This window comes from Mucilaginibacter lacusdianchii, assembly GCF_009770985.1.
Classification (GTDB): Bacteria; Bacteroidota; Bacteroidia; order Sphingobacteriales; family Sphingobacteriaceae; genus Mucilaginibacter; species Mucilaginibacter lacusdianchii.
Window position 1 is genome coordinate 1,043,548 of the sequence record NZ_WSRW01000003.1, and the last position, 21,801, is coordinate 1,065,348.

Annotated in this window: 14 protein-coding genes and 1 pseudogene; 7 read left to right on the forward strand and 8 right to left on the reverse strand. The window is 41.9% G+C overall.

All coding sequences use genetic code 11. The annotated features are described in order from the left end of the window. Positions 1-236 precede the first annotated feature (236 nt). The 4 genes from GPM24_RS18075 to GPM24_RS18090 all read right to left on the reverse strand — a co-directional run bounded on the left by GPM24_RS18075 (position 237) and on the right by GPM24_RS18090 (position 10,049). A complete protein-coding gene (locus GPM24_RS18075; protein WP_158828503.1) occupies positions 237-3,416 on the reverse strand; it encodes a glycoside hydrolase family 2 TIM barrel-domain containing protein in 3,180 nt (1,059 codons plus the stop codon). A gap of 223 nt (positions 3,417-3,639) precedes the next feature. Beyond that, complete coding sequence (locus tag GPM24_RS18080) at positions 3,640-5,385, reverse strand: RagB/SusD family nutrient uptake outer membrane protein (RefSeq protein ID WP_158828504.1); 1,746 nt, start codon at positions 5,383-5,385, stop codon at positions 3,640-3,642. Positions 5,386-5,395: 10 nt separating this feature from the next. Beyond that, positions 5,396-8,620 carry a SusC/RagA family TonB-linked outer membrane protein gene (locus tag GPM24_RS18085; protein WP_199269787.1) on the reverse strand — a complete coding sequence of 1,075 codons (3,225 nt, stop codon included), beginning with the start codon at positions 8,618-8,620 and terminating at the stop codon, positions 5,396-5,398. A gap of 685 nt (positions 8,621-9,305) precedes the next feature. After that, positions 9,306-10,049 carry an SDR family oxidoreductase gene (locus tag GPM24_RS18090; RefSeq protein WP_158828505.1) on the reverse strand — a complete coding sequence of 248 codons (744 nt, stop codon included), beginning with the start codon at positions 10,047-10,049 and terminating at the stop codon, positions 9,306-9,308. 104 nt (positions 10,050-10,153) lie between these two features. Between GPM24_RS18090 and GPM24_RS18095 the strand changes: the two genes are divergently transcribed. The 6 genes from GPM24_RS18095 to GPM24_RS18120 all read left to right on the forward strand — a co-directional run bounded on the left by GPM24_RS18095 (position 10,154) and on the right by GPM24_RS18120 (position 17,190). Next, the gene (locus tag GPM24_RS18095) at positions 10,154-10,498 is read left to right on the forward strand and encodes a winged helix-turn-helix transcriptional regulator (RefSeq protein ID WP_158828506.1); all 345 of its coding nucleotides are present in this window, start codon (positions 10,154-10,156) and stop codon (positions 10,496-10,498) included. Next, a complete protein-coding gene (locus GPM24_RS18100) occupies positions 10,495-11,376 on the forward strand; it encodes an AraC family transcriptional regulator (RefSeq protein WP_158828507.1) in 882 nt (293 codons plus the stop codon). The genes GPM24_RS18095 and GPM24_RS18100 overlap by 4 nt, the downstream gene beginning before the upstream one ends. Positions 11,377-11,443: 67 nt before the next feature. Then, positions 11,444-12,181 carry an SDR family oxidoreductase gene (locus GPM24_RS18105; protein WP_158828508.1) on the forward strand — a complete coding sequence of 246 codons (738 nt, stop codon included), beginning with the start codon at positions 11,444-11,446 and terminating at the stop codon, positions 12,179-12,181. Between the two features lie 408 nt (positions 12,182-12,589). Beyond that, positions 12,590-14,065, forward strand: coding sequence for a S41 family peptidase (locus tag GPM24_RS18110; RefSeq protein WP_158828509.1), 1,476 nt, complete (start codon positions 12,590-12,592; stop codon positions 14,063-14,065). A gap of 509 nt (positions 14,066-14,574) precedes the next feature. Next, positions 14,575-15,915 carry a Na+/H+ antiporter NhaA gene (gene nhaA, locus GPM24_RS18115; protein WP_158828510.1) on the forward strand — a complete coding sequence of 447 codons (1,341 nt, stop codon included), beginning with the start codon at positions 14,575-14,577 and terminating at the stop codon, positions 15,913-15,915. A 30-nt stretch (positions 15,916-15,945) separates the two neighbouring features. Next, a complete protein-coding gene (locus tag GPM24_RS18120) occupies positions 15,946-17,190 on the forward strand; it encodes a cation:proton antiporter (protein WP_158828511.1) in 1,245 nt (414 codons plus the stop codon). Positions 17,191-17,262: 72 nt separating this feature from the next. On the opposite strand, the gene GPM24_RS18125 is transcribed toward GPM24_RS18120, so the two are convergent. Beyond that, complete coding sequence (locus tag GPM24_RS18125; RefSeq protein WP_158828512.1) at positions 17,263-18,585, reverse strand: DUF389 domain-containing protein; 1,323 nt, start codon at positions 18,583-18,585, stop codon at positions 17,263-17,265. Positions 18,586-18,662: 77 nt separating this feature from the next. After that, complete coding sequence (locus GPM24_RS18130) at positions 18,663-18,875, reverse strand: hypothetical protein (protein ID WP_158828513.1); 213 nt, start codon at positions 18,873-18,875, stop codon at positions 18,663-18,665. Positions 18,876-19,160: 285 nt separating this feature from the next. Between GPM24_RS18130 and GPM24_RS18135 the strand changes: the two genes are divergently transcribed. Further along, the gene (locus tag GPM24_RS18135) at positions 19,161-19,748 is read left to right on the forward strand and encodes a hypothetical protein (RefSeq protein WP_158828514.1); all 588 of its coding nucleotides are present in this window, start codon (positions 19,161-19,163) and stop codon (positions 19,746-19,748) included. Positions 19,749-19,822: 74 nt separating this feature from the next. Here GPM24_RS18135 and GPM24_RS18140 read toward each other — a convergent pair whose 3' ends face one another. Together GPM24_RS18140 and GPM24_RS22240 are read right to left on the reverse strand one after the other, a co-directional pair. Further along, complete coding sequence (locus GPM24_RS18140; protein ID WP_158828515.1) at positions 19,823-20,581, reverse strand: ZIP family metal transporter; 759 nt, start codon at positions 20,579-20,581, stop codon at positions 19,823-19,825. Between the two features lie 189 nt (positions 20,582-20,770). Then, positions 20,771-21,751: pseudogene (locus tag GPM24_RS22240) on the reverse strand (tellurite resistance/C4-dicarboxylate transporter family protein). Positions 21,752-21,801 lie beyond the last annotated feature (50 nt).

Below are 21,801 nucleotides of genomic sequence, written 5' to 3' on the forward strand. Positions count from 1 at the left end.
ACGCTACTCAAGGCGCATAAACCGATTTTTTGTCTGCTTATCCCATAAAAACAATCAATGCCAAACTTTATTTTTTCTATATATTAATTTATTATAGTTCATGCCCAACGTCGAATTATATTATCTCCTAGAATTGATTTCTATTTCGTGTATATATATATCTGAAAAAAGCCCCGGAATTTCCGGGGCTAAACCAATTAATTTCTCGAACGAGAAAGATAAGGGAAGTCAAAAATTTATAGTTTCACTTCGTATGTAAAAACGGTTGGCTTTGCAAACACCTGATATTGCTTTAATGGTCTTGGTCCGCAGCTATGAGAACCAACGCCCAGGGTTTGGTGACTAATTACCAACGAAGTTGTTTTTCTTTGAGGCAGGTCAATTTTGTATTCTACCGGCTCCATTTCCTCATCGGTATACGGAAGTGCAGAAACCTGCATCAGAGAGTCAGACCGAAAGTTGAGCTTTAAACCTTTGTCAGAAATCAGGTTCGCCCACCGGACATCCTCATGGTTACCGCAGTCCATCGGCTTTTCATATGGCGTTAATTGTTCTGCAACGGTACTGGCATAGTGTCCTATATCGAAGCCTTGTTTCCGATCGGCATAGTTCTCCATCGGTCCACGACCAAAGTAATCAAAACGATTAAAGCTGGTATCTAATAAAAAGCGTACACCCAGACGGGCAACTGGTAAATTAGGATCACTTGAACTGATATCATTTTTTGCTCTGATTAAACCATCAGCGTAGATAGTATAAATCACACGATGATTCACAACAAAGTTTTGCCGGCCAGCACCTTTAAGGTCGGCAGAGATTTCAACAATACCTGGTTTTATTTGCCTAACGGCCACTCCAGAAGCTGACCAATTTAGTCTCTTTAAACCTTTACGGTCCCAGTCTTCAGCCGCCCAGCTGTCATCTTGCTGGTGTGGAGCCCGCCATAGATGGAGCCGAGGCCCGCCGTTTACATTAAGCAAGGATTTATCTCCTCTTGTCATTTTTGTAAACGTTCCTTCTTTGCGGTTAAATGAAAGCGAGAAAGTCTTACCTTGGATAGCTATCACGCCATCTTGGTCAGTCATAGTCAATACACCTCTTCCATGATCGAAAACGGGCAAAACAGGCGTTTTTATTGGCAATGCTAACTGCTGCCAGGCAATTTCGAACCCTTTAGGCGCCCATTGTTCAGGATTTGTCAATTCAAAAGAGATCCGGATATGGTAATCTGCCCCGGCTTTCGGTTGAATATGGTAAGGGATGCCTACTTCTTTATCCTGGCCGGGTAGTACTGAACCAATCGTAAATGTTCCGGTCTTGATCTTGTCGCCATTTTCAGTAATCGTCCATTTTCCCTGGAAATGCTTCAGGTCAGTGAACTGGTATCTGTTTTTAATCAAAAACCTGCCTTTTAATGGATCTTTACCAGTGATGGTGATCCATTGGTAAGCATGTTTCATCTCAGGGTAATGCGGCTTCTGGACTCTGTCAGAAAATACTACGCCTTTATGGATAAAATAATGATCGTTCGGGACTTCACCAAAACCACCTCCATATGCCGTGATGTGATGATTCGGATCGCGGTCATTATATAAGCCCTGATCCTGCCATTCCCAGATGGCGCCGCCGAGCAGGGAAGGATATTTATCAAACAGCTCATTGTAGATATCTAAAGACCCCATGGAGTTAAACATGGCATGTGCATACTCACACAAGTAAAATGGTTTAGTTAGTGCGTTGTTGTTTGCTTTTCGTTCCAGATCATCAGTTTGGGTATACATCTCACTATCCAAGTCGGCCGGATTTTTTGTGCCGATTCCAAAACCCTGATAGTGTGTTGCCCGCGTGTTGTCAATACGTTTTATTGCATCCAAGATAGCCATGAAGTTTGAGCCACCCGAACCGCATTCGTTACCCAATGACCAAATAATTACCGAAGGATGGTTCTTGAAGTTTTCAACGTTGGCAACATTTCTTTGAATCAGTGCCGCTTTAATCCGTGGCTCTTCATTAAATTCATCCCAGGCCCCATGGCTTTCCAGGTTAGCTTCCGCTACTAAATAAAGGCCGTATTCATCACAGAGTTCATACCAGCGCGGGTCGTCGGAGTAATGACTGGTTCTTACATGATTACAATTTCCTTGCTTGATTAGCAGAATATCCTTAATCATTTCTTCTTCCGTAATGGCATGTCCGTCTGCAGGCCAATTTTCGTGTCTATTCACGCCTTTCAACTTAATGGGAACGTTATTAACCAAAAATTGACGTCCCTTTATCTCAATCTGCCGAAATCCTGTCCGGGCCGAAACCATTTCAACTACTGTGTTCTTCTCTAAAATTGACAGCACTGTAGTATACAACTTAGGCGTCTCCGCTGTCCATTTTTCAGGTTTGGTAACCGGAATTGAAAGATCAACCGTTACCTCCTGCCCCGGCTGTAACGCCGGTATATTCTTTACGGCACTAATTCCGGACATCGGTGTTTGGCCGTTATACAACTGAACATTTAATGTACGCGCAGGCGTAGCCTTGTCCGAGTAGTTTTTGATTTTTGTACTTACAGACAGGTCTGCATTCTGCCATTGTTGGTCAAACTTCGTTTTAACAAAAAAATCTCTGATATGCTCTTCTGGTGCACTCCATAGTGTCACGTTACGAAAAATACCACTCAGCTTAAACATATCCTGGTCTTCCAGATAACTGCCTGAGGTGAAACGATAAACCTCAACGGCAATCACATTTTCACCTGTACGCAGATATTTACTAATGTCAAATTCTGCCGCATTACGAGAATTGACGCTGTAACCAAGCTTTTTGCCATTAATCCACAAAAAGAATCCTGCATCAACGCCATCAAACGTTATGAAAACGCGCCTATTATCCCAAGCCGCAGGTACAGTAAAATTTCTCCGGTAACTTCCCACAGCATTCCGTTCCTGGTAAGTAGTAAAACTCACCGGAGGTGTGCTCATCACCTTTGGAAAATCTTTTTTAAAGATGTAGTTATAATTGCTGTAAGCCGGCGTACCGTAGCCTTCCAATTGCCAATTAGACGGAACTTTTATGGTTTTCCAGTTACTGACGTCATAATCAGTTTTATAAAAATTAACCGGTCTTTTTTGAGGCCAGTCAACCCAATTAAACTTCCAGTTGCCGTTTAATGTCATGCTGTATGAGGATGCATGTCTTTTAGCTGCCAGCGCTTCTTTTAAATTAGCGTATGGCATTAATGTCGCATGGTCTGCCTCTTTGTTAATTCCAAGACATTCCGGGTTTTCAATTTCTTTTGGAACTGCCGCCGTATCGTGCGAAGAAAATAAGTGATTCTCCTGCCCCCTAGCAAAATTGTATGCTGATATAAAGCAAACAAATAGAATAATGGTAAAGTGAACTTTTTTGCAAATTGATTTGATCATATTGTGTTAGAAAGTGAATTTTTGGCGAGGAATTACAAAGGAAGTTTAAATCTAAAAACGGCATTTGCCTTAATGTGCATATTATTTGTCATGAAATACGACTTGCTGACCACGCGCATATGTTCTAGTGCCGTTGCCAATCCCGGCAAGTTGTTAAACAAAAACATTCATAACAGAAGGCCCAGTTATCCCGGCGCTTCTGTTATGGATATTCAAACGAAACTTAATAGCCCGAATTTTGCTTCAGTTTCGGGTTTTGATTAATAATGCCCTGCGGAATCGGTAACCAATTCATATATTCCGAAAAGCGGTTTTGAAAAACGATTACCGGTTCATAGGTTAAATTTCCGGCAGCGTCTGGTGTAATTTTCATGCCATATTCGGGTGAATTGATCGTAGCCGGACCCTTTACAGTGATATCCCAACGCCTGATATCATACCAGCGCTTGTCTTCAAAGCAGAATTCCAACCGGCGTTCCCGACGGATAATTGTGCGCATGTCTGCTTGATTGGTGCCGGCAGGAACAGGTGGCAACAGCACCCTTGCGCGAACCTTGTTTACCGCGTCGAAAACACCCGCATCCGGACCTGCCGCTTCGTTTTGCGCCTCGGCATAGCTTAACAGCACTTCGGCATACCTATAAAATTGGTAATTGGAAGTACCCGGAGCTGTACCCAAGCTTGTTTGGCCTAAAATAGATTCGTCCAGCGTTTTACGGATGCAATAACCAGTGTTGGAAATATCGCTGGTTGATCCAAGGTCGATCTGGTTGGTACCGCCTATACGTGATTTGAACACTTCGCCTTGCCAGTATGATCCGTCATAAACTATCGACTGCTCAAAGCGCGATTCTCGGTGAAGGTAAGGGTGGGCCGGATCGTATCCAGATGTTGGATCGGTAATGGGTTTACCATTATCCATTTGATAATCGTCAATCAAACCTTGTGTTGGCGACGCACCGCCCCAGGTTTGCGCACCGCCCCGCACAATTACAGGCCCCATATAACCTTCACGTTTATGCCCTTTATTCGGTAAAGCATAGGCACGGGCAAAAACGGTTTCATTATTCCAGTTATTAGCAGCCAGAAACTGGTCGCGGTACGCTGTCGAAGTTGTTCCTGAACCTGTTGTGGAAATAATTGGTGTTGCAGAAGATGTTGTAAAGAGGCTGTAGGTATTCAATGCCATGATTGACTGATAAGTTGCCGCAGCCTTTGCCCATTTGGCCATATCATTATTCGTATTAACCAGGGGACTGGCAGCGAACAGCTCAACATCACCTTTTAAAGCCAAAGAAGCGCCTTTTGTAGCACGGCCCAAATTGGCCGAGGTCTGTTTTAAGGGCAATATTTCAGCGGCGGCATCACAATCTGCTTCAATGAATGCGACGGTCGCATCTGTTGTAGCTCTTTCATTAAAAATATCAGAGCCGTCAGTATTAGTTAATGGAACTGTCAGTAATGGAACACCGCCATAATTTTTGAACAAAAGCATATAAAAGAAAGCCCTTAAAAATCGCACTTCGCCAACCCGCTGAGCATACCAGGCGGCATCATAAGCAGAAGCGTTTGCTGCAGCATTTTTCAGAAATACATTACATTTCCGGATGTTGGTATAGAGAGACGACCAGCCAAAAAATCCGCCAACACCATTAGTAGCATTATTGGCGCTTAAAGCATTGCTGCGAATCAACGCCTGGCCTTCATGGTTGGTTGCGCCGCTGTTGCTGTTATCAGTCCAGGCATCCAAAATTCGGTCTACCTGATTGCCGTTATTATAATCAGGAAGTGCGTTGTAAATGTCATTAACAAAAAGGTCGGCGTTGGTTTGCGTGCTAAAAGTAGATGCATCGGTAAGAACGCCTTTAGGTGGAACTGATAAGAAGTCGTCCTTTTTACAGGCACCTAAGCTGAGTATGAGTGCAGCGAATAACGCAACATTCGCTTTTTGTATATATTTAAATTTCATTTTTTTAAGTTTAGAAGGTTACGTTTAAGCCGAACGATATTACTCGTTGCTGATAGTAGTTCTGATTATTCCCGTTATTCTCAGGGTCAATCGCCTCTTTCATATTTGGTGTTACAGTAAACAGATTCTGTCCGGAAGCAAAAACCCTTACAGAACTTATGCTTTTCCCTAAAAGCTTTCTGGGTATAGTGTAGCCTAACTCAGCACTCTTTAGCCTGATGTACGAGTCATTCCGCAAAAACCAGCTCGAAGTTTGCGTGTTATTTGACGACGGTGTTGCTGATATCCTTGGGTAGGTAGCATTCAAATTATCCGGCGTCCAGTGGTTTAAAAACACCGCTTCGGTAGCCGAGCCTGAACCCAGGAAAGGGAACACAAAATAATTGTACAATTGGATATTTGACCTTGCAGCACCCTGGAACAGCAGATCGAGGTCGAAGTTTTTAAAAGACAAGCGCGGCTCTAAACCATATTGAATTTGTGGCGTTTGCGGATGACCGATGTCAGTAATATCATCAGAATTTACTTTACCGTCAGGCACGCCGTTAGGTCCGCTTAGGTCTGCATATTTTAAATCTCCCACACGAACCTGACCAAAGTTTGGAACCGGAACACCCGGTTTTAAAGTTGGATTTTGAGCGGTTGGATTCACAAAATCATCCGGTGTGTAATAACCCAGCGCTTGTAAACCAAACTGTTCGCCCAAAGGCCGCCCGGTAATCCGTCTATTCGGATTGTTGTAAGTTGCCGTATTCTCGAAAACCTGCAGAATTTTGCTTTTTGCGTAAGTAAATGTGCCCCGAACATCAAGGCGCAACCCATTAGCAAAGTTTTTATAAGAAGTTAAGGTAAACTCAACACCGTGGTTACTTAGCACACCACCATTAACCTGGCCGGTATTTACACCATATTCGCCTGGCAAAACCGCGCCAATCGTTACTAAAAAATTAGAACGTTTCTCATAAAAGAAGTCGGTTTCAAAACCCAGCAAACCGTTGAACAAGGTTCCCTCTAAAGCTATATCCGATTTTTTTGCACGCTCCCACGTGATGTTTGGATTGCCCTGCAGGTTCTCGGAAATGCTTTGTGTAGCATTGCCGCCAATTACAGCCGAATTGTTATTGATGCCAAACTGGCTAAGATATTGGTACTGACCACCGCTTGGGTAATTACCGGATTCTCCGTATGATCCCCGCAGTTTTAAATTGTTAATCCAAGTGATAGGCTTCATGAAACTCTCTTCGGAAATACGCCATCCGGCCGAGAACGATGGAAAAAATCCAAATCGGTTTCCTGGCGAAAAAAGATAGCTTCCATCATACCGTCCGGCTGTTTCAAACAAGTACCGATCGTTATATGCGTAGGTTAAGCGGTATACATAACCTAACTGCTTCTGCCCTCCCGAACTACCAGATACGGTAACGTCTGTTGGTAGCGGACCACCAAAATTAAGCTCGTCAATACTCAGGTTATAATTAATTCTTGAAGCGTTAAAGTTTTGCCAGCGCACTTTACGATACTCTGCAACCAAGGTTCCGGTTACCTGACTCTTTCCAAAAGTGTTGGCGTAATTCAACAGACCTTGAAAGGTCATCATTTTATTTTCATTAGATGTTTGGCTTAATGCAGGTTTGTTAACACCAGAATATGATATGGGAAAACTATACATGGTTCCTGGCGCGTTGATACCATTAGGAGATACCGGGTTGGTAAATGGCATTGGGGTTTGCCAATTACGGACGGTTGAATTGTTATTTCCGCTAAACCCAAGTGGGTCTGGACCAATGTCATAACTTACAATACCCTTAAGGCTCAAACCTTTTACCGGCAATTTCTGATCGATAGATAATTGCGTCAACCATGCAGTATTCTTATTTAGCGTGTAGCCACTATTATAAATTTGTGAGTACAAAGACCGGCCAATATAACCGGCAGGAAGACCGTTAGAATATTGTACCGGATAAGTTGGATTCTGACGCTGGGCCTGATCGAGTATCGAACCAGCACCTACCGATGGAAAGTGCTGATCTTCTTCATAAGCATTAACTCTTAAATTTACGGTCGTGGTTTTGGTTGCATTAGCGGTTACACCCAAAGAGCCGTTGTATTTATTTAGATAAGTGGTACTCCACATACCATCTTGCCGGTTAAAGCCGATGGAAGCAAAATATTTAATATCCTCGGTACCGCCAGACATGGAGATGTTATGATATTGAATTGGCCGGTTTCTTTTAATAATGTCTTCCAACGGATGGCCATCAGCATGCCCGTCGGGATCTTGGTGGTTTTGGAACAGATCAATATCTGTTTGAGTATAAGGTTTTGTTGTGCCATCATTAGCTGCAGCTTCATTACGCAACAGGGCATATTGGTAACTATTTACAAAACGAGGCACATAAGTTGGGTTTTGAATGCCATAATAACCGTTGTAGGTTAAGGTCGGCTTTCCTGTTTTTCCAGATTTTGTAGTGATGAGTATTACGCCGTTGGCACCAGCAACACCATATGGTGCTACCGCAGCGGCATCTTTTAATATGGTGATTGTTTCAATGGAATTAGGATCAAGCCTGCTAAAGTCCCGTGGCACACCGTCAACTACGGTAAGCGGCGATGTACGTCCGGTAGTAGCAGGTCCGCGAATAAGAAGGCCCGATCCGTCAAAGCCTGGCTCGCCACCGCTTTGGGTGGCAATCAGGCCAGCGGCTCGGCCGACAAGTCCGTTGGTGATATTTACTATTGGTTTTTGTGCAATCTCGGTAATGGGTATGGTTGAAACTGCTGCAGTGGTGGAAGTTTTCTTCTGTGTACCATAGCCAACCACAACTACTTCATTTAAGCCATTTGATTTTGCACGAAGGGTTATGTTCAGGAAATTTTGCCCTTTCACCGCAGCTTCTGTAACATCATAACCGATAAATGAAAAAACCAGTGTGCCATTATCCGGAGCACTAATAGAAAAATTGCCGTTGATGTCAGTTACTGTTCCCGATTTAGATCCTTTGATCATCACACTTACACCAGGCAATGTTTGCCCGGTCGAGGCATCAGTTACTTTGCCTTTTACGACGACATCTTGGTGATCACTACTAACTACATATTTATAGGGCTCTGTTTTAGCAATAATATTTAATGCAAAAGCAGAATTAATAAAGGGTATACATAATAAGGTTTTTAAAAGTAAAAACAACCTCATTCTCCGGCTTTTCAACCAGCACTCGAGTAAAGTTTTTTTCATAATCAGGTTTTAAGGATTAGTTGGTTAATAATTGGTGCTTGATTTTTTCATTAATATACTTAAGTGACCAGTAGATTTTGCGAGTTCACTTCAACTCATATTTATGCACTACAGACCTTACGTGTTTAGCCGGTTTGCATTCACAAAGTTTAAGCATCGCAGAATAAAAGAAATTGGTTCAACTGGTTATGCAAATAACCTTTGTTAGGCGCTGAGGAGGTTTGTCAGCATATACATTTTTCTTGACTTACAATCCATATCAGTCGCATTAAAACACAACTTCGAATGGTTTATACAAAATGTATCGTTGAAGAAGAACTTACGAAAGCAAACGTTAGTTAGGAATGGGTACAATACCGATGGGTTCGATACGCTAATGCAAATGCCGCCGGCATAAAGGAAGTTTTCTATGATCGGCTCTCAACACAATTACAATGCTACTCAGGTCTGCGTAAGAGAATGCTTTTTTAAGTTGCAGAAATATCCAGTTATTCTTGTATCTATTTAAGAATTCCTCGATTATAAGGGTGACATTGTTAGAACTTAAATTATAGATGCTGCTAATTGTCATACATCTAGCAGCTTTTATAATCTATTAACTGAATAGTATAAGCAATTTACATAACAGACAATACAAACAGAAAGCAACTATCAGCCGCTCTCTGTTTGTAACGCTACCGACGTATTATTTCAATCCATAGGTTAAATAACCGCCATCTGCAACAATCTCTGTTCCTGTAATGAAACTTGCGGCATCAGAAGCCAGGAATAATACTGTTGTAGCAATTTCATCAGGATCACCTAACCGTTGCAGTGCTGTTGCCGCTGCTAAATGAGGTTTGGCTTCCGCAGGCAAAGCATGTTCCAATCCGGGAGTCTGCACTGGTCCGGGACTAACAATGTTAACCCGAATTTTGCGATCAGCCAGCTCATTGGCAGCAATCTGTGCAATCTTGTTTAGCGCCCCTTTGGTAGACGAGTATACGCTGGTGCCTATGTTAGATGCTGTTGCCACCGTGGAAGAAGTAAAAATAACTGCAGAACCATATGCCAGATGCGGAATCAATTTTTGTAAGGTAAAGTAATGGCCTTTTACATTGGTGTTAAATTGCGCATCAAAATCTGCTTCTGTAGTTTGTTCAATGGGTGTAAATACAGCTATCCCGGCATTTAAAAAAAGCACATCCAGCTTTTCGCCACTTTCTGCAAATGCTTTTTCTAATACCTCAATATCTACCATTTTTGATGTATCAGAAACGACTTTCTTTAGGTTTGGACTATTGATTTCTGCACTTGCTTTTTCAAGATTGGCCGCATTTCTGCCAGTAATCCATACGTTAGCGCCTGCATTGATGAACGCTTTTGCAGTGGCCAGTCCAATACCGGTGGTGCCGCCGGTAATAATTACGTTTTTTCCTGTAAAATTCATTGTAATATTGTTTATTGATTACACCGCAAACATATCGTACTTTGATTAATTTAAGTAACTTTGTAACTAAAAGTAACTGTAACTTTTGAGTAACTATGTAACTTATGACGGAATTTATATGTCACCAAAAAGAGATTTTGGCCATTCATGATGCGATGGATGTGCTAAGCGGTAAGTGGAAAATATCTATTGTTTCCTCTATCTGCTATTACAATAAAAGAAGATTTTCTGATATACTAAGTGACGTAAACGGCATATCCAACAAAATGCTCAGCAAGGAATTAAAAGAGTTGGAGATGAATAAATTAATTACCAGAACTGTGTTAAACACGCAGCCAGTAACTGTTGAGTATAACCTTACCGAATACGGCAAAACATTACAAACCATTATCGACGACTTGGCCAAATGGGGAATAAAACACCGGAAGATGATAACAGGCAGAGAATGAGAGAAACAACAGGATTATTAGAAAAAATCAGGCACCATGATAAGGTGCCGGTTGCGCTGAATGAAAATTGTGCAATTCCTTTGCCCGACGATGTGATGCAAGTTCTCCGTAGTCCTCACCGGCTCTCGTATTATTACTTTCAGTATCTGGAACACGGTTCAGCTACTTTTAAAACGGATTTAAAAGAGTTTACCATTAAAGGCGGAGAACTAGTTTTCGGCTTACCCAACCAAATATTTACTAAACTGCCTTATGACAAGGATCTGCCACAGTATGCACTCTCTTTTGATGAAAGCGCACTGACGATGTTACCCAAAACCTATCCTTTCCTATTCAATCCTTTTGACGTAAACACTATCTGCTTAAATCTTGCGGCACAGCTTAGAGTTAAAAATCTCCTTTCAGGTCTGTTTCAACTACTGCATGCGCCGGAAAAACAACTTAAAGCAGACGTCATTCTTGCACACCTGCACACCTTGCTTACTGAATACAATACGGCTTATTTTGAGCAGTATCAAAAAAACCAAGTGGCTACCGGATTCAAGTTAGCAAAATACATAGCCTTTAAGTTAACCGTTGAACGTAACCTTACGGCACAGCATGATGTACAGCGTATTGCTGATGAACTCGCCTTAACATCCAATACATTATATAGCATCATTAAGCAATATGCAGGTGTTTCGCCTAAAGAATGGATTACAAACCGGTTGATGCTGGAGGCCCGCCGCAAGCTACAGTATACTAATACATCCGTTAAAGAGCTAGCTTATGAATTGGGTTTTAACGATCCGGGATATTTCTCGCGCGCTTTTAAAAAAAGTACCGGTAAAAGTATTACCCGTTACTTGGCAGAGTTGCAGGATATGTCCCTTCAATAACAAGATAAGTCCTACCCCGTTATAGGCGATGCTTAATAATTTTGTCTAGCAAATAAAACATAAACAAATGAAAACAGCATTAGTAACAGGAGCCAATAAAGGCATCGGTTTTGAAGTGGCCAGAATACTTGCCCAAAACGGGTTTTATGTATTCATAGGCGCCCGGAATTTAGAATATGGTACCGCAGCGGCAGAAAAGCTAAAAGCTGACGGTCTTGAAAATGTTGAAGCCGTGCGTTTAGACGTTACGGACCAAGCGTCAATACTTGCCGCACGAGAGACCATTGGCGCAAAAACTGCAGTTCTGGATGTACTTGTTAATAACGCAGGCATATCAGGCGGCTTTCCGCAATCAGCACTTGATGCCAAAATTGATCAGTTCAGAACGGTATTTGAAACTAACGTATTTGGCGTTGCAACGGTTACACAAACATTTATTGATCTGTTGCAGCAGTCGGTAGCGCCGAGAATTGTCAATGTGACTTCGGCAATGGGTTCGGTTTCCCTGGCAGCCGACCCGTCTAGCAGTACTTATAATTATAAACTTGCAGTTTATCAATCCAGCAAAGCAGCGCTAAATATGTATACCGTTAATTTGGCATATGAACTGCGCAATAGCCCTTTTAAGGTAAACGCCGTTTGCCCTGGCTATACCCAAACCGATTTTACCGGGCATCAGGGTACCAGTACTGCGCAGGAAGCCGGTGCACGCATAGCCAAATATGCATTGATCGGACCCGACGGACCAACGGGAAAATATATCAGCGAAGAGTACTTCCCGGAACCGGCAAGTTGCCCATGGTAAAATAATAACCTCAATCAGAATCATCCAAAATTACGGCTTGGAGATTCTGATTGTTCTTAATCATATGATGATCTATAGTATTAGTTTGACAATAACAGACAACCCTTTTGAAGCTAGGCTATATGCTTAAAACGGCTAATAAGGATGTCGATGTACCATAATTCAATTATTCACATTGGCTTGTCTTAATATATCCACTTCTTATTAAAAGAGAGCGCCACCTATCCTACACACGCCTGTAAATTTCACTAAGAATTATCATTGTGCACCTATTGCTTATCTGATTTTAAGCTAAGCCGTCATCAAAAATTATTTAGAAGGATCCATAAGTTAACTTATGTTAAATATTTAATGTGTTTTTTGGGCTGATGTAGTCAATATGTTAGTTTTAACTATCAGTCTGAAAAAATGAAAAGAATTAGTGTAGTGCTATTGCTAATACTGGCAAACCAAGTAATGGGACAAGTTTTTGATACCGTTTCTTATTACAAAAAATACACACCAAAGCAACTACATCATGATTTAGACTTCCTACTAAAGAAATTTGAGGACGTACACCCAAATTACTTTTCCGAAACGCCCCAAGACACCGTTTTTAAAAGATACGAACAGCTTAAAACCCGTATCACCAACTCCATGACGAGGATTGATTTTATGAATCTTTTTGCGCCAGTGGCGTTTGGTGTAATTAAAGACGGACACAACTTTGTCAACTTGCCGCCAGAAGACTTGAAAGCATATATCAACAAAGGTGGAAAATTCTTTCCTCTGCCGGTTACCATACGCGGTGGAAAACTGTTTGTTAATTCCATACATGCTAAAATTCCATACCAGGCGGAGATTTTAACGATCAATGGCAAGCCTGTTACCGAGATTGTACAAGCAATCTTAAGCACCTACAACCCGGAAGATCGTGATTATGAAGAACGGTTTTTGTCGAATTATTTTAACGTTAACTACTGGCAAGTTTTTGGTGGTGCCGATTATTTTCATTTAACCTATTCAGAAAGCCTGAGCAAATTTGTTAAGCGCATTGATTTACAGCCCAAGAGCGAATTGGACATTATGAAGTTAAGAAGCCAGTCATTTGGAGGAAAATTGAGTTATGTTTTTGAATATCCAAACTATGCTTACTATGAAATGCCTGGGCTGGAAACCGGTGTAATTGAATACAAAGCGTGTGATGACCTTGAAAACTTCAGGCCCTTTTGTGATAGTGTATTTACCAGATTACAAAATAAGCACTACAAAAATTTAATTATAGATATCCGTTCAAATTTAGGTGGTACCACCCGATTGAATGGTATTTTGATGGAATATCTGACAGACAAACCTATTACTCAATATGCAGAAATTGATACCAAAGTGAGTAAAGATGGAAAGAAGGACTTTATTTCTGCCAATCGCAAGTATGCGCATTGGTTTAAATGGTTCCACTATTTGTATTATCCTATTTATATTAGAACTAATCGCACGCGCAGAGAGGCACTGACCGCTAAAAACGGAACTTTTATCAGGCAAATGTTTTTACCAGAAAAACCAATAGAAAGCATGTTGCGTTTCAAAGGCAACATTTACCTGCTTACCAGTAAAGCTACCTACTCGTCTGCCGCAATCTTTGCAGCGGCATTTAAATGCTATCACCTTGGAACAGTCATTGGTCAGGAAACGGGAGAGCCAACTTGCTTTACCGGCGATTGGGTAGCTATTACTTTGCCGAACACAAAGTTACAACTCGGCATATCAAACAAGCGCTTTATATTAGCTTGCGGCAAATGTGATGGACATGGCGTTGTACCTGATATTTTAATAGACGACAAGCATTTGGCAACCAGAGGCGGTGGCTTGAATTATCACACTATTGAACTTGTGCTAAAAAAATAATCTTGTCAAAATACTTAGTATGGAGCATTACTTATTTTAATTTGATTGGTTGATACATTTGGCATCTTAAAATTAATTGCGCTATAATTATGTGGCATAATCCGCTTTGCAATGTGCAATTTCATTTGCTGCCAGCTTAATTATAGTATTAGCGTCAGTTTTAAAGTTTCATATTCGTACTTCTTTAGCTGTTATCTGCTTGAAAACTGTTTTCAACTCAGCGGTGGCTAACAGTTTCGAAAGCAAATAATCTTTTAATACAAGTATTATATCTTTGCCGTCCAGCGTCATACTCAATTGGCAATATGTTACCAACTGCTTATGGCGCGTTGTTGGGAAGAAAAAACGAAAGAGATAAAACTACCAATCGGATACTGAATACGAGTGGTAGAAACCGGCACTTAAAACGCCGGGCAGCCGATACAATTTTGCGTTAAGCTCTGCTTTTTAATTACCAGTAGTATTAATTCAATTAAACAAACTGAAAAGAAAATCATTTCTATACAGATATGACTAAATCACCAATAGACCATCTGATTAAACCAGTAAGCAAATTTATCCAATTGGAATACACCAGTGGGATTGTGTTATTGGCTGGCGTTTTGGTGGCTATCCTGTGGGTAAATTCGCCTTTTGCCGAAAGCTATCATCACATTTGGGAAATCAAATTCTCGTTAGGATTTAATAACCAAATGCTCAGTCACCCTTTGCATTTATGGATAAACGACGGGCTTATGGCCGTTTTCTTTTTTGTTATCGGGCTCGAGCTTAAGCGCGAGTTCCTGGCAGGCGAACTCTCTACGGTTAAAAAAGCCGCGCTTCCGATGGTGGCAGCGCTGGGCGGCATGCTGGTACCGGCTGGCATTTACTACCTATGGAATCATGGCAGTGACGCCTCGCATGGCTGGGGCATTCCCATGGCAACTGATATTGCTTTTGCACTGGCGTTACTATCAATTGCCGGCAAACATATTCCTACATCCGTTAAGGTGTTTCTTTCAGCCTTGGCGGTGGCTGATGATTTGGGCGCTGTATTGGTGATCGCCTTTTTTTACAGTGCCGATATTAAAGGAGAACCTTTAATGATAGCCGGTATATTTCTGGTAGCGCTGATTATAGGCAATGCAATGGGTATTAGGCATTCTGCATTTTACCTGCTTTTAGGCTTCGGCGTGTGGGTAGGTTTTCTGCTATCGGGCGTACATGCCACCATTGCCGGTGTACTGGTAGCATTTACCATTCCTGCCCGTACACAAGTAGACGAAAACCGATATTCCACCCGCCTGCGCGAACTCACATACGAATTTGAGAGAGAAATTCCGGATTGCAGCGTGCTAACCACTCCCAGCCAGCATGAAACAATTGAACGGATTAAAAGGCTTAGCTTAGCAGCGCAAACCCCGTTGCAAAAAATTGAATATGCGTTGCACCCGTGGGTTGCTTTTTTAATAATGCCGTTGTTTGCGTTGGCCAATTCTGGTGTAGTCATCAGTAGTAATTTCTTTTCTTCACTGGTTAATCCAGTCAGCATGGGCGTATTTTCCGGTCTGGTAATTGGCAAATTTACCGGCGTTTTACTTTTTACCTGGATCATGGTCAAAACCGGGCTGGCAGATTTTCCGCACCGGGCAACGTGGCGGCATATCTTTGGTGTTTCGGCACTTGCAGGTATTGGCTTTACCATGTCTTTATTTGTTTCGGCGCTGGCTTTTAACAACCCCGACATGGTTGAACAGGCCAAGTACGGCATTTTACTGGCTTCTCTGCTTGCCGGCAGCATCGGTACAATTATTTTAAAAGCATCCTCTAAATCAGATAGTCAGACAAACAACGTCGTTACTCAGGCATAATCCGATATCATTTAATCAACAGCTATAGGAATGGAAATCTATCATGTTATATCAGCACTCATTTTTTTGACGATGATATTTGCCTATGTAAATGCCAGGTTTATTAAATGGCCTTCTACAATTGGTATTATGGCGCTCTCGCTCATAACATCCATCCTATTAATCATCTTTGGTATGCAGGTGCCCTGGTTAGCCAATGAGGCATCTGAACTTGTGAATGCTATTGACTTCAAAGTTGTGCTACTGGAGATCATGCTAAGCTTTTTGTTGTTTGCAGGTGCAGTGCATATAGAGTACCGGAAGCTCCGTAAGCAACTGTTGCCTGTTCTGATGCTGGCTACCGTGGGCACATTGATCTCTACCTTTGCCGTTGGTGCCGTAGCATACTATCTGTTAAACTTGTTTAAATTTGATGCACCCTTCATCCATTGCCTGCTTTTTGGTGCCTTAATTTCACCAACCGACCCTATTGCTGTGCTGGGCATCCTTAAAAAGGCAGGAATTCCTGAGTCGCTTGAAATGAAGATTGCTGGTGAATCATTATTTAACGACGGGGTGGCAGTTGTAGTATTTCTAACTATTTTGCAAGTAGCAACCACTGGAACTGAGAATATGACCGCAGGAGATATCGGTATGCTATTTTTGCGCGAAGCAATTGGAGGTTTAATTTATGGTGGTGTATTGGGCTATGTCGGCTACCTAGCACTTAAGTCGATAGACAATTATAAAGTGGAGGTTCTCATTACACTGGTAGTAGTTATGTGCGGGTATGCACTGGCTGACGCCATTCATGTGTCGGCTCCGCTAGCTATGGTAGTAACGGGTATATTAATTGGCAATAAAGGACGTGAATTTGCAATGTCTGAAGAAACACGCGATTATTTGGGTAAATTCTGGAACTTACTTGATGAGATACTTAATGCCATGCTTTTTATGCTACTTGGCTTAGAAATGCTTGTCATTCAAGTAAGCGCAACGATGGTACTAATAGGTGTCATGCTTATTGTTCTTGTATTGATTTCGAGGTTCGTTTCCGTTTTTTTACCCATTCAGATATTACGTAAAAAAATAGATCTGGAAAATAACGCCGTTACCATTCTCACCTGGGGCGGCTTGCGGGGCGGTATCTCTGTTGCACTTGCCCTTTCCTTACCAACAAGCCTGCATCGTAACGAATGGGTGCTGATTACTTATATCATTGTCGTTTTTTCCATTATCGTACAGGGATTGACCATCGGTAATCTGGCTAAAAAACTTTTGCATGGCAAAAGGTAAATCAAGATTGTGAGCATATTTAGCAACCCTGAATACTAAAAGCATCAACCAGTTCAATGAATGTTAACGTCACTATTCTGTTATCAGCCGGACGGCCCCCGACTTGTATCTTACCCTAAGCCATAATTCTAGCTTTTGCCGGTCAACTTTTCTAAGCGGCGACGAAAAACGGGCTACCGCGATGTGAACAGTGTCTGCCTTTAACGTATCCTGCTTACTATAGGCTATCATGCGGCTTGTACCAAATGACCGGAGTGCAGGATACAATATTTTGAGTTCAGCCAGAACAGTGGTATCACTTGTAGCTGTGTTTTCGGATTTTTGCGTAACCGTATCGGCAGCCCCCTGGCTGAACACATCTTCCAGGATGCTCGCTTTAATTTGGGACAAGTCTATCTGTTGCTTTGCATTTAATCCCTGCCGAATTTTTAGCTTAACGCCCTGCAGGTTATAATTGTTCAAATGTCGAGTTAAAGTATCGGTGGCCGCTTTGTCAAGTTCTTCACCCAATAATAACACATCTATTGTTTTTTTATTTCTGCTGTAATTATACGAACGAGAAACAACTTGGGTATTTACAAATCGGAATTGTTCATCGATGAATTTTTTTGCATTAGTCTCAAATATACTTTTGTCTACGATGCGGTAAGCCATGACAATGCTTGGCAAGATGGTAACAATTACAATGATAACAATATAACGTGCTACCTTCCGTTCTGTTCGGCTATCTTCGAAATGCAGCCTGGCCATGCCCAGATAACGTGCCATCAGGAAAGTGGCAATTGCGATAAATACACTGTTGATAAAATATAAATAAATTGCACCTAAAAAATAATACCAATTACCCGTCGCTATTCCGAAACCTGCCGTGCACAAGGGGGGCATCAGCGCTGTAGCAATGGCTACGCCGGGAACTACATTGCTTTTCTCCTTGCGGGAGGCAGCTACCATACCTGCTAAGCCACCAAAAAAAGCAATGAACACGTCCCATATAGATGGTGAGGTGCGTGCCAATAATTCTGACTGAGCCTCATGCAAGGGAGATATGGTAAAATACAAGGTAGAAGTCAGTATACTGATCACTGTGGCCACCAAAAGGTTTTTACCACCTTTTTTTACCAGTGCCAAATTGTTGGTGCCAATACCCAATCCAATGCCCATAACCGGCCCCATAATTGGTGAGATTAACATGGCACCAATTATAACGGCCGTCGAGTTTACATTAAGTCCTATTGAAGCAATAAAAATGGCAAAGATGAGCGCCCAGAGGTTAACGCCTTTGAAGTCAACATTTTTTCGGATGGCATCTACGATCACAGCTTCATCTGCTTTATCCTCGTGCAGGTTAAAACGATGCGATAAAAAATCCTTGATGCTTTGCAGTACAGTATTCATAAGCAAATTTGAGGTCTGCTAATGCTGGCAACATACGGGTTTGTGTTAGCGCAGGCAGACGAATGAGCGGCAAAATTTTAGGTACGCTTGGCGGTAGCCACTAACACTACACCTCCCAGCAATAAGATTCCTCCTGCATAAGGTGGCCAGTTGACTGATTTCTCCTTATCGGCAGATACCTGTATTGGACCCGCGTCTATGATCTTCTCTTTTTTAGTATAAGTAAATCCGGTCCAGATAAGCATAATGGCACCTACTACAATGAGTACCAATCCGACTATTCTTTGCATAGTATTATTCAGCTAATATCTATACTTAAACAATAAATCAACAATAAGTTTTTAAATGGAATTTTGAATTAAATTAGATTTTGATACATCAAAGAAACGAACGTTGTGCTGAAGACACTTATATATACTATCAATCTTAATAACATTTTACCTTAAATACGTTGTGATTTTAACTGGATTTTTAACACTGCTTTCTACCGCTGACAAGATTATAAAACCAAATCTATCTGTAATGCTTATTACTTGTAATCTATTTAATGAAACAGTTACCAATAATTAAAAATCATGGACGAGCATATGGAAAAACAAACAAATTCGACAAGTAATCAAAGCAGCACTAAAAATGATCGGCTAACGAATAGCAATAAAAGAGCTTTGTTGATTTTGACCGTTGTTGCCCTTGTATTACTGGCAGGCATTTGGATATGGAAGTCGGTTGAAGTAAGTCACGCTAAAAAGCAGGCAGAAACAGAAAAACAGGCCATTCGGCAAGAAGCCAAAGGTAATTTGTTGCAGGCCCATGAAGCGCACCTTAAATTGTTGGCCAAGCCTATGGTGTGGGCATTAAGAACAGAAATGATGCAAGGCAATATGGGACAGGTAAATCTTTACCTAAGTGATTTGGTAAAAGAAAAGAATATTCAACGGGTAGTTATTGCAGATACCAAGGGCACTATCATTGCTTCAACCAATAAAAAAGATGAGGGGCAGCCTTTTACGAGTATCGCCGCAGGCAGCATCCAGAATAATGACAATGCCACTGTACAGCAAGCCGGAGACAGCGTTTTGATGTTAACCAGTCCGGTAATGGGGTTTAATAATCGGCTGGGAACACTCTTAATTAAGTACAATGTACCCAAGACAACGTTTTAAACAATTAAAGCAGTCCGCACATCTAGCACTAACTGTTGATCTGGCTTGTTTAGCCAATCAAAACAGCATTTATATCAGCCTTCAGAAAGCTTAGACAAAACAAAAGCGGTTAAAAAGCCGACAACGGTAACAACGCCAATGATGTTGTGGCCTTTTTCAAAAGCCTCTGGTATCATGGTGTCCGAAAGCATCGTCAGGATAGCGCCTGCGGCAACGGCTATAGTTGCCGCAGTAATAGCAGGCGAGAGATGACTAAAAACAGAATAACCGGCAACGGAAGCCAGGCCGGTCAGGAGCGCAATGGCTCCCCAAATTCCAAAGACGAAGAGCTTGGAACGGCCTGCGTTTCGCATACCCGAGGAACTGGATAAACCTTCGGGAATATTGGAAACGAAGATGGCAATAACGGTGGCTACGCTTACAGCTCCACCCTGAATCATACTGATACCAATAGCAATTGCCTCGGGTATTCCGTCAAGCAAAGCACCCAAGGCTATAGCGAGGCCGCTTCCTCCCTGGTCACTTTCTGATGGTTGCTGACCTTCTGAGCGTTTGCGGTGCCTGGCACCATACAGGGATAACACGTAATTAGCACCTGCATATATCAAGGCGCCAGCCAAAAAGCCTGCCGCCGTTGCTGTAAAACCACCCTGGTGATATGCTTCGTCCATCAATTCAAATGACAAAGCAGAGATTAATACGCCAGCGCCGAAGCCCATAATAATTGCTACAGCTTTTTGCGATATTTTTAAAAAGTAGCCCGCCAGCGCACCAACGATAAGGGCCGAGCCTGATATCAATCCCCACATACCAGCAATCATCCATTTTTCCATAGATTTAGCAACATCTGCTATCGCAAATAAGTTTAAAGGAAGTTTCCTAACGATGTGAAGTTTTTTAAAACCAGTTATTTATAATAGTCATCGGTAACTATTTAAAAAACTGGCTTGATTTGCTGTTGCCCATAAATGCCGTTCATGTTAGCCAACTTTTTACCATATAAATAAATGTGGTAGCCCAAGCTAGCAAGCGACATAAATAAATACTTGGGGAACCGTTTCTAAAAACGGAACCTGCAAAGCATTTGACAATTTAAAAGTACATACCGTATACATACCCAGCGTAAATATTGTGTCCCAATTGGCCGGCTGATATTTGAAGGGAATTTTTTTGATAAAATGGCGCCAGATTTCTAACATCACCAACAACGGTATCCACCAGCTTGCCACAATCCATGCCAGCAAGCTCAAGGTGTTAAGCGGTGCAACCCAGTCGGTTTAAATGCCAGCTTTATTTATCGACTGAATAAGTACCGCGCCGGATAGTGCAGTGATGGCTGCACCGCCCATCAGTACCCAATAAGGCGGGGTAAACTCTTGCGGTTTCATCGGATCAAACGTCATCCGGAAAAAAATGATGGCAACTAGCATCAAGTAAAAGAACAGGCCTAGTAAATAAGCAGCCAGGGTAAAAAAGATGGTAACGTTAGCCGGGAGAGCTATATAAGCAGATAACTGGCTACCTAAAATAACAAGCGACTGCGTAGAAACCACCAGTAACAGCCACCCGCCGTTCAACCCGCTTTCCAGGTCGGGTTTATAAGCTTGCGTTATTCTGATTAACAAGAATGCATATACAAAGAACAACCAAGCTGCAAATGCAACAAGCCATAAAATGATAGCAGGTGTTGTATATACTTTTCCAACCAGGCAATACTGTACGCCTAACATACCCGAACCGGCAACAAACGTAAGGAAAGTTGGCCCCTAGCTGCTGTCGGAAAGGTTAGCCATTAAAGTTTGCGGAAACAGTACCATCCGGGCCGTAAACAACACCAGCAACACCCCATAATTAAGGTTATTCAGATAAAATAAGAAGCCGGACAGCCACCCGAAACCCAGCAGCTGGCAGGCAATAGACACAATACCTGTAGCCATTACCAAGGCGAAATATACCGGTTGTAATTGTTTTACCTGCTTATTGAATACCTTAATTGTTGACATTGTAGGATCGCTTAATTGATGGATAGTATTGATTTTAATTAAATTAACCT

Bases quoted from the DNA above. Each gene is read 5' to 3' on its own strand.
- GPM24_RS18075 (WP_158828503.1), bottom strand. From the start codon at position 3,416: ATGATCAAATCAATTTGCAAAAAAGTTCACTTTACCATTATTCTATTT.
- GPM24_RS18080 (WP_158828504.1), bottom strand. From the start codon at position 5,385: ATGAAATTTAAATATATACAAAAAGCGAATGTTGCGTTATTCGCTGCA.
- GPM24_RS18085 (WP_199269787.1), bottom strand. From the start codon at position 8,620: ATGAAAAAAACTTTACTCGAGTGCTGGTTGAAAAGCCGGAGAATGAGG.
- GPM24_RS18090 (WP_158828505.1), bottom strand. From the start codon at position 10,049: ATGAATTTTACAGGAAAAAACGTAATTATTACCGGCGGCACCACCGGT.
- GPM24_RS18095 (WP_158828506.1), top strand. From the start codon at position 10,154: ATGACGGAATTTATATGTCACCAAAAAGAGATTTTGGCCATTCATGAT.
- GPM24_RS18100 (WP_158828507.1), top strand. From the start codon at position 10,495: ATGAGAGAAACAACAGGATTATTAGAAAAAATCAGGCACCATGATAAG.
- GPM24_RS18105 (WP_158828508.1), top strand. From the start codon at position 11,444: ATGAAAACAGCATTAGTAACAGGAGCCAATAAAGGCATCGGTTTTGAA.
- GPM24_RS18110 (WP_158828509.1), top strand. From the start codon at position 12,590: ATGAAAAGAATTAGTGTAGTGCTATTGCTAATACTGGCAAACCAAGTA.
- nhaA (WP_158828510.1), top strand. From the start codon at position 14,575: ATGACTAAATCACCAATAGACCATCTGATTAAACCAGTAAGCAAATTT.
- GPM24_RS18120 (WP_158828511.1), top strand. From the start codon at position 15,946: ATGGAAATCTATCATGTTATATCAGCACTCATTTTTTTGACGATGATA.
- GPM24_RS18125 (WP_158828512.1), bottom strand. From the start codon at position 18,585: ATGAATACTGTACTGCAAAGCATCAAGGATTTTTTATCGCATCGTTTT.
- GPM24_RS18130 (WP_158828513.1), bottom strand. From the start codon at position 18,875: ATGCAAAGAATAGTCGGATTGGTACTCATTGTAGTAGGTGCCATTATG.
- GPM24_RS18135 (WP_158828514.1), top strand. From the start codon at position 19,161: ATGGACGAGCATATGGAAAAACAAACAAATTCGACAAGTAATCAAAGC.
- GPM24_RS18140 (WP_158828515.1), bottom strand. From the start codon at position 20,581: ATGGAAAAATGGATGATTGCTGGTATGTGGGGATTGATATCAGGCTCG.